The sequence below is a fragment of the Enterococcus sp. DIV2371 genome (assembly GCF_050498525.1).
Taxonomy (GTDB): Bacteria; Bacillota; Bacilli; order Lactobacillales; family Enterococcaceae; genus Enterococcus_B; species Enterococcus_B mangumiae.
In genome coordinates this window covers 3,009,434-3,024,116 of the sequence record NZ_JBIPAJ010000001.1, presented here as the reverse complement: position 1 = coordinate 3,024,116, position 14,683 = coordinate 3,009,434, and the positions used below count along the sequence as shown (strand labels likewise).

Sequence of the window (14,683 nt, the reverse complement as noted above, 5' to 3'; positions counted from 1 at the left end):
AGAAAGTTCATTTATGATTATAAAATAGCTATTTTGGAGGGAAACATGGTTAACGAAGAAAATTCAGAAGAAAGCACCACAGGGGAGAATGATTTCAAACAAAGACTAGACATACTTTCTATGATCCTATCCTTAAAAGCAAATGATCGTGAAATCAACCATGCAGACTTTGAATTGATTTTTTCGCTGTTTAAAAAAATGATCCAAAATGATCAAGATGATTTTTTTATTGATAGTAAACGGCAACCGGATATTGTTGCATCATTAGAGCGCTCGGAGCAAATCTATCAACTGGATAAAGCCGAGGAAATACAAGAATTATTCATCGATTTGAAGGCGGACGAACCAACAGATTTTCTTCTTTTCCCCGTTTGTTTTTGTGTGAATGAAGAGGAACGACCGCCTCGTCATTTAGCTACTTTGATTTTCTACAAAAAAAATGATCATTTGCTTATGATTCATGTCGATAAAGAAAAATACTTTAAAGAATCTACTGTTTCTTATGTGGAGATACCTATGACGAACATGGAGCTATTAAGTGAACTCCTCCTTTTTTCCCGGGATCGTATCGAATCTGGTGCTTTTAGTGTACTGAAAAAAATCGAAACGATTGCTGGAGAATTTCAACGTCTTCCGATGATCGAAATGAAAGGACAAATGATAGGTAACTGTGTAGTTAGCGAAATCGAAGCAGCTTTGAAAGTCGCCTTGTTCAACTGTAAAGTAGATTTATTCTCGTTTGAAGTAGATGAAGTAGTGATACCAAAATGGAACTTGTTCCATGCCGATTCGACGTTAGAAATGCGTCTAAGATTTTTGGAAGTACTCAAAGTAGCGAATCCAGAATGGAATGTCCAGTTTGATTATATCTTCGATTATTATTTATACCGAAAAGGGCATTCTACACAAAACTCACTCTTACATATCAATCGATCGACCTATCAGTGGTATAACCTCATTCAGACAGTTTTTGAAATGGACCCGTATATCAACGAACTGCAGAATAGTAATGGAAATCCGCCGATTTTAGATGAAACAGAATTAGTAAAAAAACTCGAAAAGGCAGTTGAACCATTAAGTGAATTGTATCAGGTGGCGCTTGAAGATGTGGATGAGGAGGAACTGATACGGATGCTTAAATTTGATGGCTGTTTGCTTTCGATTATCGAAGAGCGATTAGTTCTAACTGAGATCCCAGTGGCAAAAAAAATGAATCAGTGGCTACTTTCAGGACTGGAAGACCGTTTTGAAGAAAACTTCGACGAATTAAAAAGACGTGCTGAGGTAAGAAAGAATGAATTTAAAATCTCACATGAAGCGAAAGGATTCGCTCAATTTACAGAGCAGTGGTTACCGACAAGCAACGCTCATTTTTTACAACCAGTGCAGATTGAAGAAAACCAAATCGTTGAGTTTGCAAGAAGAATCGACATGTTAGCTTTGGCTTTATCACTAAAATCATCTAACAACTTTTGTGTGTCACCAGAAAATTACGAACTGTTGGTTTCAACTTATATCAAAATGATCAAAAATGACCAAGATAGCTTTTTCATCGATAAAAAAAGACAAGCGAAAATCATTCGTTCTTTGGAGCGGACAATTGACTTGTATCGTTTGGATCAGCCGAATGATTTAAAGTTTGTTTTAGAGAATCTGAGAAATAATGATCCAACAGATTTTCTGCTTTTTCCGACGAGTTATTTTTTCCCAGATCCTGATGAACTTGGGTACGTCTGTGGTCTAACGGTCTATAAAAGAGGCGGGCAATTTGTCGTGATGCAAGTGGACAAAGAAAAAGTGATTGGTGCTGGTTCTGTGTCTTATGTTCAGCTCTCAGCAATGAAAGTAGAAGAGTTAAGTAATGTACTCTTTTCGACACGAGATTTACTTAATTTTCGTCCATATGAGACACTCATAAAAATCGAAGCTCTTTCTCATCCGTTCCAAAAGATCCCTGCGATCCAATTAGCACGACCAATGTCTGATAATCATGTGGTCAGTCAAATCGAAACGACTTTAAGAATCATCCTGTTCAATTGCAATCACTCGCTGTTTGAATTGCCCCATCGACCTAAAATCACACCAAAATGGAATAGTCAGCACCCGTATCCAACGTTAGAGATGAAGAGAATGTTTGTTCATGCACTCAAAGGTGATAATCCCGACTGGAATCAACAGTATGATTATGTTTTGAGCTTTTATCTATATAGGAAATATTCCTATAGCAAAATCAAACATGAGGTTTTCGCTAACCAAAAAGATGAATGGTACCAAAATGTCTATCTATTACATGCAAATGACCCGTATATCAAGGTGATCCTGAACAATGGCGGATATATTCCGAGTGTGTTAAATTCGCATATTAAAGAGGTGATTTTAGAAGTAGTTGATCCGCTAGGGCAATTATATCAAGGGAAGCTAAGACAAGTTGAGTTAGCAGATTTACATGATGCGCATGAAAGAATCAGACAAGAAATACAATTGACAAGAGAGCGAAAAGCATACATCCAGATCCCGATAGCTGAAAAGATCACAAGTTCTTTGATTATAGGTCTCCAAGAAAAAAGAAAGGACATCCAGGAGGAAATCAAGTACCGCGATAAAAAGAAACAGCTTGATATATTTTCTGAGAAATCAACTCAGATCAATCAACAATGGGTTCCATTTTCTTATCATCACAGGAGTACGCAAACCGCGCACCCACTTCCAGCTAATTCTGAACAACTAGCGGTTTGTTCATCACAAAAAAATAAACTCTCTTCGGTGCTTGCTCATGTCAAACAGCATGCACAAGTAATCAGCAAAGATTTAGCGAGAAAGCCAGCAGTCTATGAACTGAAAAGACAATAGAAAATCAAAGGTAAGCACTTCTTATGCTTCCTGTTTCTGAAGTAGGCGATCGCTTATTTTTTACATATACAAAACTTTCTCTTTTTTCTAAAAAGTAACAAAAAAACGAGCGTAAAATCGGTTTATCTGCTATACTTGACTCGTTGCAAGTTCCCGAGAGGATCCGTACGAACGGAGATGCCTTGTAACCGAATTTAACTAGGGGGAATCATATTATGGTAGAAAGACATTTATTTACATCAGAATCTGTTTCAGAAGGACATCCGGATAAGGTCGCTGATCAAATCAGTGATGCGATTTTAGATGCGATTTTAGAACAAGATCCAAATGCAAGAGTAGCTTGCGAGACTTCTGTAACGACAGGACTTGTCTTAGTATTTGGAGAAATCTCTACGACAGCTTACGTAGATATCCAAAAAGTAGTACGTGAAACAGTAAAAGAAATCGGCTATACTCGTGCAAAATTTGGCTTTGACGGTGATACTGTGGCAGTATTGGCAGCAATTGACGAGCAGTCACCAGATATCGCTCAAGGAGTCGATGAAGCACTTGAGATTCGTGACGAAAAAGAAAGAGATTTACTCGATGAGATCGGTGCGGGTGACCAAGGTTTGATGTTTGGTTTTGCGGTAGACGAAACACCGGAATTAATGCCTTTACCAATTGCATTAAGTCATCGTTTAGTACGTCGTTTAGCTGAACTGCGTAAATCAAAAGAGTTAACTTATTTACGTCCAGATGCGAAGTCACAAGTAACAGTTGAATACAACAATCAAGGGGAACCAGAACGAGTTGATACGATCGTCATTTCGACACAGCATGATGATGCGGTTGATAACGATACGATTCGTCAGGACGTCATTGAAAAAGTGATCAAAGAAGTTATTCCTTCAGAGCTTCTTGATGAGCAAACAAAATATTATATCAATCCTACTGGACGTTTTGTGATCGGCGGACCTCAAGGGGATGCTGGATTGACTGGACGAAAAATCATCGTTGACACATATGGCGGCTATGCTCGTCATGGTGGCGGTGCGTTTTCTGGTAAGGATGCAACAAAAGTGGACCGTTCAGCAAGTTATGCGGCACGCTACATTGCAAAAAATATCGTAGCAGCAGGACTTGCTCGCAAAGTAGAAGTCCAATTAGCCTATGCTATCGGTGTGGCGCAACCTGTTTCCATCTCGATCAATACATTTGGAACTTCAGAAGTGCCAGAAGAAGCATTGATTGCTGCGGTAAGAGAAAACTTCGATCTACGTCCTGCGGGCATCATTGAAATGCTCGATTTGCGTCGTCCAATCTACAAGCAAACAGCTGCATATGGACACTTTGGTCGTACAGATGTTGACTTACCATGGGAAAAAACAGATAAAGTAGATGCACTAAAAGCTAGTTTAGCTAAATAATTTATATTTGAATTGAACGCACTCGCTGAGTGTGAGAAGCATCAAATGTAGACCAGTAAGCCGGGATATTCGAAAGTAGCTGATGCTACTTTCAGGATATGTTGGCTTTTTTATTCGAGCCGAAGCTTTCGAGGCGGATGCTACGTTTTGAATGATTTTAGGGACTAAAAGGGAGTGAGCGTAAAAATGGAAAGAAAAACAAACGTGACAGTCGTAACGATCTGTGTGTTTATCGCTACGTTTATGACCGCCATTGAAGGAACGATCGTAACGACTGCGATGCCAACGATCGTTGGATCACTGCACGGAATGGAAATGATGAACTGGGTATTCTCGATTTATCTATTAACGAATGCGATGTTGACACCGATCTATGGGAAACTTGCAGATAAAGTTGGCAGAAAACCAATTTTTATTTTTGGTACGCTATTATTTATTATTGGTTCGCTCTTTTGTGGACTTTCCCAATCGATGATCGGTTTGATCATTTCCCGTGCAATCCAAGGAATGGGCGCAGGCGCAATGATGCCAGTCGCATTGACGATCATTGGCGATCTTTATACGATTGAAAAAAGGGCAAAAGTATTAGGGCTAAATAGTTCAGCATGGGGCATTGCCAGCGTGTTTGGTCCTTTAGCTGGTGGCTTTATTGTTGAAGCGTTGAGCTGGCATTGGATTTTCTTTATCAATGTGCCGATTGGTTTGTTACTAATGGCGTTGATCTGGTTCTACCTCAATGAACCAAAAACAACGCGTGAAGCAAAACCAATGGATCTGAAAGGCAGCTTTAGCTTGATGTTCATGTTGGTGTTACTTTTATTAGGGTTTCAATTACTCGGTGATCAGGGGCTGACTCCATTTGTGTTGGCGTTATTAGTTGGTAGTGTTCTTTGCTTTTTCCTATTCTTATCTGTGGAGAAAAAGGCAAAAGATCCGGTCATTATGCTCGATCTATTCCGAAATCCGCTATTTGTCGTCGTGAATGCAGCGGCTGCTTTAGCTAGTGGCTTTTTAATGGGGATCGATGTTTATATCCCAATGTGGATGCAAGGGGTATTAGGGCTAAATGCGGCAATCGGTGGGTTAGTCTTAGCACCACTTTCACTGGTGTGGATGGTCGGTTCATTCTTAGCAAGTAAGTGGATGACTCAGATGACGACTTACAAAGTATTACGCATCGGGTTGCTCATTACGATCATCGGCGGCGCAGGACTTTGGTTGATGCCTTTTCAAAGTAACTTCTTATGGTTTTTCTTGATTTCAACCGTTATTGGTGTTGGATTAGGGATTACGATGACGACATCTACTGTCAGTGCGCAAAACAGTGTGCCTTCAGAACAACTAGGAGTCGCTACCTCATTCAATACGCTAGTGCGTACGATCGGTCAAACAGTGATGGTTGCTGTTTTTGGGTTGTTGATCAATCGAGTCACACAAGCCGAACTAGCTGCCAGCCAATTGACCGACGATCCGGATATCATGAACAAACTAGTCAATCCGCAAACAGCAAAATTGATCGATACAGAAATATTAACGCCATTACGAGAGATTTTGTATCATGGGCTACACCAAGTCTATCTAGTGGGCTTACTGTTAGTCGTTCTTGCGCTAGGCTTGACATTTTTAATCCGACAAAAAAATGCTACAATAAGAGAATACAAGTAAATTGACAGATCGTAATCAGAAAAATGATCTGAATAAAGTAAAGAAGGCGACATTCATATGGCATTTATCCAAGCAAATGTTTATTCAAATGTGTTAGAGATGGAAGTAAATCTAAATGTGATCTTACCTCAGACAACGAAAAAAGTGATTGGAACAAGCTCGTTAGCAAATACGACAGACGTTCCTGTGCTTTATTTGTTACATGGGATGGGGGGCAACCATAGCGTATGGGAACGTCGAACTTCGATTGAGCGATATGCGGCAGATTATGGATTGGCTGTCATCATGCCATCGACTGATTTAGGCTGGTACACGGACACGACTTACGACATGAACTACTGGACCTTCATTTCAGAAGAACTACCAGAGATCTGTCATGAGTTATTCCCGCAGTTAACGACGAAGCGCGAAAAAACATATGCAGCTGGGCTTTCTATGGGTGGCTACGGCGCATTGAAACTCGGTTTAGCGAAAGCGGAACAGTTTGCAGCGATCATTTCTCTATCTGGTGCTGTGTCGGTAGGCAATCGAATGGAAGATCTACTAATGATCCGTCAAGCGAAATTCTGGGAAGGGATCTTTGGACCATTAGATCGTATTCAAGGTTCAGTCAATGATCCAACCTATCTTGTCGAAACATTAGCAAGTAGCGGCAAAGAAGCGCCACGCATCTATCTCGCTTGTGGAGAATCAGATTTTCTTTATCAAGCGAATCAAGAGATGGCCGAGACATTAAAAGAAAACAACATCGATGTGACATTCGAACATGGGCCCGGTGACCACGATTGGATTTTCTGGGATCAATGGATTCAACGAGCACTCGCATGGTTGTTCAATAAAGAATAGGAAAAAGATTATCGAAGTGACCAAAAATGGTCACTTCTTTTTTTGTGGATTCGAGCAAAATTGGTGCTAAATTTATTGGACATATGGATAATAAAGAGAAATTCGATAACGTACCTTTTATGGTGTCAGAGAGAAAAATCAGGAAGGGAGTAAAGGAGATTTAAAAACAGGTGCTTCAAACTTTCTGTCTATCATAAAAGTAGTTCCAGCGTTTTAAAATTACAGGTTGATTTCTTTTTTTAAACATGGTAAATTGTTAGTCGGTCTAATTTTTACTCATTATAAAATAGGTCGGTTTATTCTAATAAAAGAGAGGTGTAAGTCACAAATATGAAGCTTATTTTAAAACATGCAAAAAACTATCGATTGGCTGTTTTTGTTTCTTTGCTTTCTGTCGCACTGATGGTGACAGCCGCATTATGGCAACCTAAGTTGTTACAACAAGTACTAGAAGCAATCATCACCGAAGACAGCGACGAAATGCGATCAATCGGCATTTCTTTGATTAGTTTAGCACTCCTAGGTTTAGCAGCTGGGGTCACGAATACGATATTTTCTGCTAAGGTCGCTCAAGGTGTCAGTGCAGATATCAGAGAGGAAGCATTCCGTAAGATCCAAACATTTTCGTTTGGGAATATCGAACAGTTTTCTGCTGGAAATCTAGTAGTACGTTTGACGAATGATATTACTCAGATCCAAAACTTAGTCATGATTTCCTTACAATCATTGTTCCGTATCCCATTTCTGTTTATTGGCGCATTTATTCTTGCGATGACAACGATGCCTCAATTGTGGTGGATCATCGTTCTTTTGATCGTTGCGGTCTTGTTGATCACAGCGCTATCCTTTACACGTATGGGCAAGCACTTTATGATCATCCAAAAATTGATCGATAAAGTAAATAGCATCGCAAAAGAAAACCTAATGGGCATTCGTGTCGTCAAATCGTTTGTCCAAGAAGAAAATCAATTAAAAGAATTTAGCAAAGTCAGTGAAGATTTAACGAAGCATAACATCATTGTTGGTACATTATTTTCAGTAATGATTCCATCTTTCATGTTAGCCGCGAACTTAGCGGTAGTAGGGGCAATCTTTTTCGTGAGTGATCTTGCAAAAGATGATCCGACTTTGATTGGCGGTATTGCTTCATTTATGAACTATTTGATGCAGATCATGATGGCGATCATCATTGGTGGAATGATGATGATGATGACTTCCAGAGCTGCGGTTTCATTAAAACGGATCAAAGAGATCTTAGATACTGAACCCGACTTAACTTATTTAGATGTACCTGAACAAGAATTAACTGGTTCTGTTCGTTTTGAAAATGTATCTTTCCGTTACCCTGGAGATGATGCAGATACACTCAAAAATATCACTTTTTCGATCGAACCTGGTGAAATGGTTGGTATCGTTGGTGCCACAGGTGCTGGAAAATCAACCTTAGCACAATTGATTCCACGATTGTTCGATCCAACGGAAGGGAAAGTAGAAGTTGGTGGTGTCGATCTACGCCAAGTGAACGAACATAGTTTAAGAAAAACTGTTTCGTTTGTTTTACAAAAAGCCATTCTTTTCTCAGGAACGATTGCGCAGAATTTACGACAAGGCAATAAGAATGCGACAGAAAAAGATATGGAGAATGCTTCTTCGATTGCGCAAGCGAAAGAGTTTATCGAAAAGTTAGCAGATCGTTATGAAGCACCAGTCGAAGAGCGAAGCAGCAACTTTTCTGGTGGACAAAAACAACGTTTATCGATTACACGTGGTGTCATTGGGCAGCCTAAGATTTTGATTCTTGATGACAGTACCAGTGCATTGGATGCTCGTTCTGAAAAACTAGTTCGAGAAGCGCTTGATCGTGAGTTGAAAGAAACGACAACGATTGTTATCGCCCAAAAAATTGCTTCTGTTGTCAAAGCAGACCGCATCTTAGTCTTAGATGAAGGAAAATTAGTGGGTGAAGGAACACACGAAGAACTCGTTGCCAACAATCAAGTATATCAAGAGATTTTTGAAACACAAAAAGGAACGGAGGAGTAGCCATGACTGATTTGATCAAAGCAAGTAAGTTTTTCTATCATTATTTGAAGCGGTACAAGGTTTCCTTCTTCTTTATCTTTCTTACGGTGATTGCAGCAACGTACTTACAAGTGAAAGCACCTCAATATATTGGGGAAGCCTTCCAGGAATTAGCGAATTACATCGGTGCCTTGATGCAAGGCGTAGATGATAAAAGTAGTTTCCTTTCAATTATTTGGAAACTCTTGATGTTCTATGTCTTAGCCAGTGCAGCGAACTTTATTTATAGTATCTTATTTACACAAGTCGTCGGAAAATCGACGAACCGTATGCGTGTTGGATTATTCAATAAACTAGAAAAATTAACGATCCGCTTTTTTGATTCGCATCAAGATGGTGAGATTCTTAGCCGTTTTACGAGTGACTTGGATAATATCCAAAACAGTTTGAACCAAGCACTTCTTCAAGTGATCACAAATGCTGTTTTATTAGTGGGGATCTTGATCATGATGTTCAGACAAAATGTCCAACTCGCTTGGGCAACGATTGCTTCGACACCAGTAGCGATTTTGATTGCTGTACTTGTTATCCAAAAAGCCCGTAAATATGTCGACATCCAACAAGATGAAGTCGGTAAATTGAATGGTTATATGGATGAAAAAATCAGTGGGCAACGTGTGATCATCACAAACGGACTTCAAGACGAAACGATCGAAGGTTTCTTAGCGCACAATAAAACCGTTCGTGAAGCAACGTTTAAAGGACAAGCGTATTCAGGCTTGCTCTTTCCAATGATGCAAGGCATGTCTTTAGTCAACACAGCCATCGTGATTTTCTTTGGTGGTTGGTTAGCCTTGAACGGCGACTTGGAACGTTCTGTCGCATTAGGGCTAGTGGTTACATTCGTTCAATATTCACAACAATATTATCAACCATTGATGCAGATTTCTTCAGGTTACAGCATGATCCAATTAGCGATCACTGGAGCACGAAGATTGAATGAAATGTTTGATGAAAAAGATGAAGTGAAACCGCAGAATGGTAAAAACTTCACAGGTATTGAAAAAGGCTTATCATTGACGAACGTTGACTTTGGTTATAGTCCAGAAAAACTAGTGTTAAATGATGTCTCTATCGACGTCAATAAAGGTGAGATGGTTGCCTTAGTTGGACCAACTGGTTCAGGTAAAACGACGATCATGAACTTATTGAATCGTTTCTACGATGTGAACGGTGGTTCTGTGAGCATTGATGGGACAGATATTCGTGAGTATGACTTGGACGAATTGCGTCGACATGTTGGCATCGTGCTACAAGAATCGGTTCTCTTCTCAGGTACGATCCGAGACAATATTGTGTTTGGTAAACCAGATGCGACCGACGAGGAAGTCATCAATGCAGCCAAACAAGCAAATATCCATGACTTTATCCAAACATTAGAACAAGGCTACGAAACACATGTCTCAGAGGAAAACAACTTGTTCAGTACAGGGCAAAAACAATTGATCAGTATTGCGCGCACGATCATCACGAATCCAGACTTATTGATCTTAGATGAAGCAACAAGTAACGTGGACACAGTGACTGAGGCAAGAATCCAAAAAGCAATGGATGAAGCCATCAAAGGGCGTACAAGCTTTGTGATCGCCCATCGCTTGAAGACGATCCTGAACGCCGATCGTATCGTTGTTTTACGAGACGGTAAAGTGATCGAAGAAGGCAACCACCATCAATTATTAGCCGAAGAGGGCTTCTATGCGGAGTTGTATCATAATCAGTTTGTATTTGAGTAAGTCAAAGTTTCACTAAAACAATCAAGCAGGGGCAAGATAGAAGTATGTAGCCTCGATTTTAAAGCTGGTATCCACGAAATTAGGTTTCCGATTTTTGTGGCTACCAGCTTTTTTCTAAAGAGGCTCTTTTGTTTCCGCTATTTATTTGGATTTAATATAAGAAAGTGTTCCAACTGACTAGCAAAAAAATAGTTAGATAAGGAGAATCGTATGGATGAACTTGAAGAATACAGCCAAAGTATTGAAAGTAAATGGCAGCAGGCCTATTTTGAATTAGCTAAGGTCATAGAAAAAAATATACCAGAGGGATTTGTTTTGAAGATGCAGTATGGGATGCCAACGTATGTGGTTCCGTTAGAAACTTTTCCTGAAGGGTATCTGAATCGAACGTATGAGCCTTTACCATTTATTAGTCTGGCTGCTCAAAAAAATCATCTTTCGCTTTATCATATGGGATTGATAGGGAATAAAGACCTACTAAATTGGTTTCATGAAGAATATAAAAAACAGGTTCCAACGAAACTAAATATGGGGAAAAGTTGCATTCGTTTCAGTAATCCTAAACATATTCCCTATTCCCTGATTGGAGAATTAGTTCGTAAGATAAGTGTGGAAGAGTGGATAAAAAGTTATGTGACATTTTCAAAGAATACTAAGAGAAGGTAACTGTTTAGGCATTTACTTTCCCATTAAAACAGCGCAGAAAGCAAGAATTAAAAAAGTGATGGCTAAGCAAGCAAAGTTTGTACAGATTTTGTGATTGTCCATCTTGGTAATCATCTGATCGATATCAGTGATGATGAACGATCATTCTAAATACACAGACACGCTTGAATATGAATTGTATTATGGTATAGTGAACTCAACAAAGAACAGGTTCATATTGCGACCAAAAACCACTAGCTGGCGGGCTAGTGGTTTTCTTTTACGTTTCAATATGAATTAACGGGTAGGCTTGCTGTCTTTTTTGGCAATTCTACAATCCAGCCATTTGCAGATGCAATGAGCGCGTACTTCTGCCGTGATTGCGAAGGACAAAGTCATGATTACGACCTCCTTCCCTTGCCTGATTAGGCCGGGGTAGCAGACAGCAATATTATTTAGCACATTTGAAATTTTCAATTTTTTAGAAATTTGCTATATTTTATTGCCGTGAGTGAATGACAAAATTCATTAGAAGAAAGAGTATGAAACAATCATTAGATTTTTTCAAGAAGCCTTGATGTTGGCGTTTTTATATAATAAGAAACATGATTTATGCTAAAATTGAATAAACCTTTTTCTAACTATCCAACATGATACGATTCAAGGAGGATATCATTTGTTTTTATCTCTAAAAATAATACATAGAACACAGTAAGGAGAACAACATGGGAATCTTAGGAATAGTCATCGCAGTTATCGGTTTTGTTCTAGCAGTAGGTTTTACGGTGTTGATCATTCGCATGGTAAAGCAATATTTTTTTAAATAATAGGACAAAACCATTAAGTGAGTAGCTAGTAAGAAATCGCTGGCTACGGTCGTCTAACAAAAAACGCCTTATCTTCTTAGTTTTATCACACTAGAAGATAAGGCGGTTTTGTTAGTTACGTACTTTCTTTTTCTCGATACAATACAAGATCGGTGGGTTATTTTTTTGGTTGATAAATTGATAATTCAAAACGTTGAATTGTTCTTGGGGTAATGCTTGGCAAAAACTTTGGACCATATCTAGTTCTGCTTCGCCACCTTCATGACCATAATAAACGACAATGATCATGCGACCTTGTGGGACGAGTCGTTTTAAGATCTCATTCATCGCTGTTTTTGTTGTGTCAGGTAGTGTGATGATCGATTTATCACTTTTAGGCAAATAGCCTAAGTTGAAGATGCCGGCTTTGATTAGCTGTTGTTCAGGAATGACCTCAGCGATAGTTTCATGTCCTTGTAAAAACAAGGTTGCTCGTTCCGTCAGATCATTTTCTATCAATTTTTGCTGGGTGGCTTCGAGTGCTTGTTTTTGGATATCAAAACTATACACTTGACCAGTTCGTCCAACTTTTTCCGCAAGAAATACAGTATCGTGTCCATTGCCCATCGTGGCATCAATCACATGGTCACCCGGTTGAATGATCTCTTCCAATAGCGTATGACTAAAATGCAGTGCCGTTTTCAACATCCGCTTTTGACTCCTTTTCGAATATCATATTTCCCTTGGTAACTATTGCGCCGAATCATTTCTTCATCGATCGCATTCAAGACTTCCCACTTCTTCAAACTCCACATTGGACCGACCAGTGAATCCCACGGAGCATCACCAGTCAATCGATGAATGATGATCTCTTGAGGAATCATTTCGAGCTGGTCACAAATGATCGATACATAATCGGCTCGACTCATCAATTGCAGTCTTCCCTCATGATAGTCACGTAACATTTTTGTTTTACGCATCAAGTGCATCAAGTGTAGTTTGATGCCTTGGATATCAGAATCTAAGATTGTTCGTCGGACATTTTCTCGCATCATATCCAATGATTCTCCCGGTAAACCGTTGATCAAATGCGTACATACGCGTATGTTGTGTTTCCGTAGTTTCGCTACACCGTCAAGGTACGTTTGGTAATCATGTGCTCGATTGATGCGTTCAGACGTTTCTTCATAAGTGGTTTGTAACCCTAGTTCTACCCATAAGTACAAGCGTTGATTTAGTTCAGCTAAGTAATCCACGACTTCATCAGGCAAGCAATCTGGTCGGGTACCAATCGATAGACCAACGACACCAGGCAAGTTGATGACTTGTTCAAAGCGTTCACGGATAACTTCAACAGGTGCATGTGTGTTCGTGAAATTTTGAAAGTAAACGATGTATTGGTCCACTTGTGGCCATTTTTTGTGCATCATATCGATTTCTTTTTGAAATTGGATAGGCAAGGGATCTTCTGGGGCAACGATCATATCACCAGATCCCGAAACACTACAAAACGTACATCCGCCATGAGCCACTGTACCGTCACGATTGGGACAATCAAAACCACCGTCGATCGGTACTTTAAAAATTTTTCCACCAAACTCATGACGTAACGCATAATTCCACGAATGGTATCGTTTATTTCCTTCTGCATAAGGAAAATCCATTAGTAATCCCTCTTTCTGTTTGAATGTATGAATGGTAAACGTTGTTGGACATACCAAGGATAAGACAAGCATAACCAGAAAAGACTCAAGCTATATCCACCAAGGATATCACTCGGATAATGGACCCCTAGATACACACGACTAGCGCCAATGCTTACAATCAGTACGCCTAATAATACTTGGATTATCCAAACCCATTCTTTCGTCTTGATCAACGAAGGCATCAAAAAAATCAAGGTGCCATATAAGATCATACTCGTGGCGGCATGTCCACTTGGGTAACTGTAGGTCGTTTCGACAACTAAATGTTGCAGACTTGGGCGATCACGCATCACCAATAGTTTGATCAGTGGGTTGAAGATCCCGGCAACTAGTACAAAATTGAAGACGAACCAATAGAGTTCTTTTCTTTTTTTCTTGAACCATAGCCAAAAGGCAACTAAAGCGAATACTAAAATCACCGTTGTGGCATTTCCAAATGTCGTGATAAAGCGCTGAAATGGATTCCAGTCAGGATAAGGGATACGTATCCAATGGGTCAACGTCTGATCAAAATCAGATAATCGTTCAACGCGAAATAAGACAAGCAGACTCAAAGCTAAAAAAAGCAAGAAAAAGCTTGCGGCTGAAACTTGGAAGGCTTTTTTATATTTCATTTTATTCCTCCTTCATGCTCCATTATTATAGCATTTATTTAAGAAGGAAAAACAAGAGTTTTCTATTCCTTTGAACCTAGATCGAAGAAGAAAAATGATTTGTTATGCGTCTTGTAATGTAATGGCAACTCTAAAGTAATATAACTGACATATTTAATTTTAAAAATAGATTGACATATATAATTTAATAACTTCATATCGTTTAAATAAAGGGTTAACAAATGCGCAAAACTGGAAAATTACGAAAGATTACATATAGATTACAAAACATCGTAATAGTCTTAAATAACTTTTAATAAATTTTAAGAGAAGTTATAATTATTGTTA

The 14,683-nt window shown here is 39.2% G+C and carries 10 protein-coding genes and 1 riboswitch; of the genes, 7 read left to right on the top strand and 3 right to left on the bottom strand.

Going from position 1 to position 14,683, the window contains the following annotated elements:
• Positions 1 to 45 precede the first annotated feature (45 nt).
• From IGL24_RS14135 to IGL24_RS14105, 7 genes are all read left to right on the top strand, one after another.
• The gene (locus tag IGL24_RS14135; protein ID WP_207699345.1) at positions 46 to 2,850 is read left to right on the top strand and encodes a hypothetical protein; all 2,805 of its coding nucleotides are present in this window, start codon (positions 46 to 48) and stop codon (positions 2,848 to 2,850) included.
• A gap of 138 nt (positions 2,851 to 2,988) precedes the next feature.
• A riboswitch (SMK box riboswitch) is annotated at positions 2,989 to 3,068 on the top strand.
• A complete protein-coding gene (gene metK, locus IGL24_RS14130) occupies positions 3,066 to 4,259 on the top strand; it encodes a methionine adenosyltransferase (RefSeq protein WP_207699344.1) in 1,194 nt (397 codons plus the stop codon). It overlaps the preceding riboswitch by 3 nt.
• A 186-nt stretch (positions 4,260 to 4,445) precedes the next feature.
• On the top strand, positions 4,446 to 5,924 hold the full coding sequence (locus tag IGL24_RS14125) for an MDR family MFS transporter (RefSeq protein ID WP_207699343.1): 1,479 nt from the start codon (positions 4,446 to 4,448) through the stop codon (positions 5,922 to 5,924).
• Between the two features lie 57 nt (positions 5,925 to 5,981).
• Positions 5,982 to 6,770, top strand: coding sequence for an alpha/beta hydrolase (locus tag IGL24_RS14120; RefSeq protein WP_207699342.1), 789 nt, complete (start codon positions 5,982 to 5,984; stop codon positions 6,768 to 6,770).
• Between the two features lie 330 nt (positions 6,771 to 7,100).
• On the top strand, positions 7,101 to 8,813 hold the full coding sequence (locus tag IGL24_RS14115) for an ABC transporter ATP-binding protein (RefSeq protein WP_206853782.1): 1,713 nt from the start codon (positions 7,101 to 7,103) through the stop codon (positions 8,811 to 8,813).
• Between the two features lie 2 nt (positions 8,814 to 8,815).
• The gene (locus IGL24_RS14110; protein ID WP_207699341.1) at positions 8,816 to 10,585 is read left to right on the top strand and encodes an ABC transporter ATP-binding protein; all 1,770 of its coding nucleotides are present in this window, start codon (positions 8,816 to 8,818) and stop codon (positions 10,583 to 10,585) included.
• A gap of 210 nt (positions 10,586 to 10,795) precedes the next feature.
• The gene (locus IGL24_RS14105) at positions 10,796 to 11,251 is read left to right on the top strand and encodes a DUF1801 domain-containing protein (protein WP_207699340.1); all 456 of its coding nucleotides are present in this window, start codon (positions 10,796 to 10,798) and stop codon (positions 11,249 to 11,251) included.
• A gap of 917 nt (positions 11,252 to 12,168) precedes the next feature.
• On the opposite strand, the gene IGL24_RS14100 is transcribed toward IGL24_RS14105, so the two are convergent.
• Genes IGL24_RS14100 through IGL24_RS14090 form a run of 3 tightly spaced genes read right to left on the bottom strand, consistent with a single transcriptional unit; the run spans position 12,169 to position 14,356 of the window.
• Positions 12,169 to 12,744: a class I SAM-dependent methyltransferase gene (locus IGL24_RS14100; protein WP_207115060.1), complete on the bottom strand. Its 576-nt coding sequence runs from the start codon at positions 12,742 to 12,744 to the stop codon at positions 12,169 to 12,171.
• Positions 12,738 to 13,700, bottom strand: a complete 963-nt coding sequence (locus IGL24_RS14095; RefSeq protein ID WP_207699339.1) for a TIGR01212 family radical SAM protein — start codon at positions 13,698 to 13,700, stop codon at positions 12,738 to 12,740. The genes IGL24_RS14100 and IGL24_RS14095 overlap by 7 nt, the downstream gene beginning before the upstream one ends.
• A complete protein-coding gene (locus IGL24_RS14090; RefSeq protein ID WP_207699338.1) occupies positions 13,700 to 14,356 on the bottom strand; it encodes a phosphatase PAP2 family protein in 657 nt (218 codons plus the stop codon). The genes IGL24_RS14095 and IGL24_RS14090 overlap by 1 nt, the downstream gene beginning before the upstream one ends.
• Positions 14,357 to 14,683: the final 327 nt, after the last annotated feature.

What these genes read in the sequence shown, in the direction of transcription:
- IGL24_RS14125 (WP_207699343.1), top strand. Translation starts at nt 4,446, where the DNA reads ATGGAAAGAAAAACAAACGTGACAGTCGTAACGATCTGTGTGTTTATC.
- IGL24_RS14105 (WP_207699340.1), top strand. Translation starts at nt 10,796, where the DNA reads ATGGATGAACTTGAAGAATACAGCCAAAGTATTGAAAGTAAATGGCAG.
- IGL24_RS14120 (WP_207699342.1), top strand. Translation starts at nt 5,982, where the DNA reads ATGGCATTTATCCAAGCAAATGTTTATTCAAATGTGTTAGAGATGGAA.
- IGL24_RS14115 (WP_206853782.1), top strand. Translation starts at nt 7,101, where the DNA reads ATGAAGCTTATTTTAAAACATGCAAAAAACTATCGATTGGCTGTTTTT.
- IGL24_RS14110 (WP_207699341.1), top strand. Translation starts at nt 8,816, where the DNA reads ATGACTGATTTGATCAAAGCAAGTAAGTTTTTCTATCATTATTTGAAG.
- IGL24_RS14100 (WP_207115060.1), bottom strand. Translation starts at nt 12,744, where the DNA reads ATGTTGAAAACGGCACTGCATTTTAGTCATACGCTATTGGAAGAGATC.
- metK (WP_207699344.1), top strand. Translation starts at nt 3,066, where the DNA reads ATGGTAGAAAGACATTTATTTACATCAGAATCTGTTTCAGAAGGACAT.
- IGL24_RS14090 (WP_207699338.1), bottom strand. Translation starts at nt 14,356, where the DNA reads ATGAAATATAAAAAAGCCTTCCAAGTTTCAGCCGCAAGCTTTTTCTTG.
- IGL24_RS14095 (WP_207699339.1), bottom strand. Translation starts at nt 13,700, where the DNA reads ATGGATTTTCCTTATGCAGAAGGAAATAAACGATACCATTCGTGGAAT.
- IGL24_RS14135 (WP_207699345.1), top strand. Translation starts at nt 46, where the DNA reads ATGGTTAACGAAGAAAATTCAGAAGAAAGCACCACAGGGGAGAATGAT.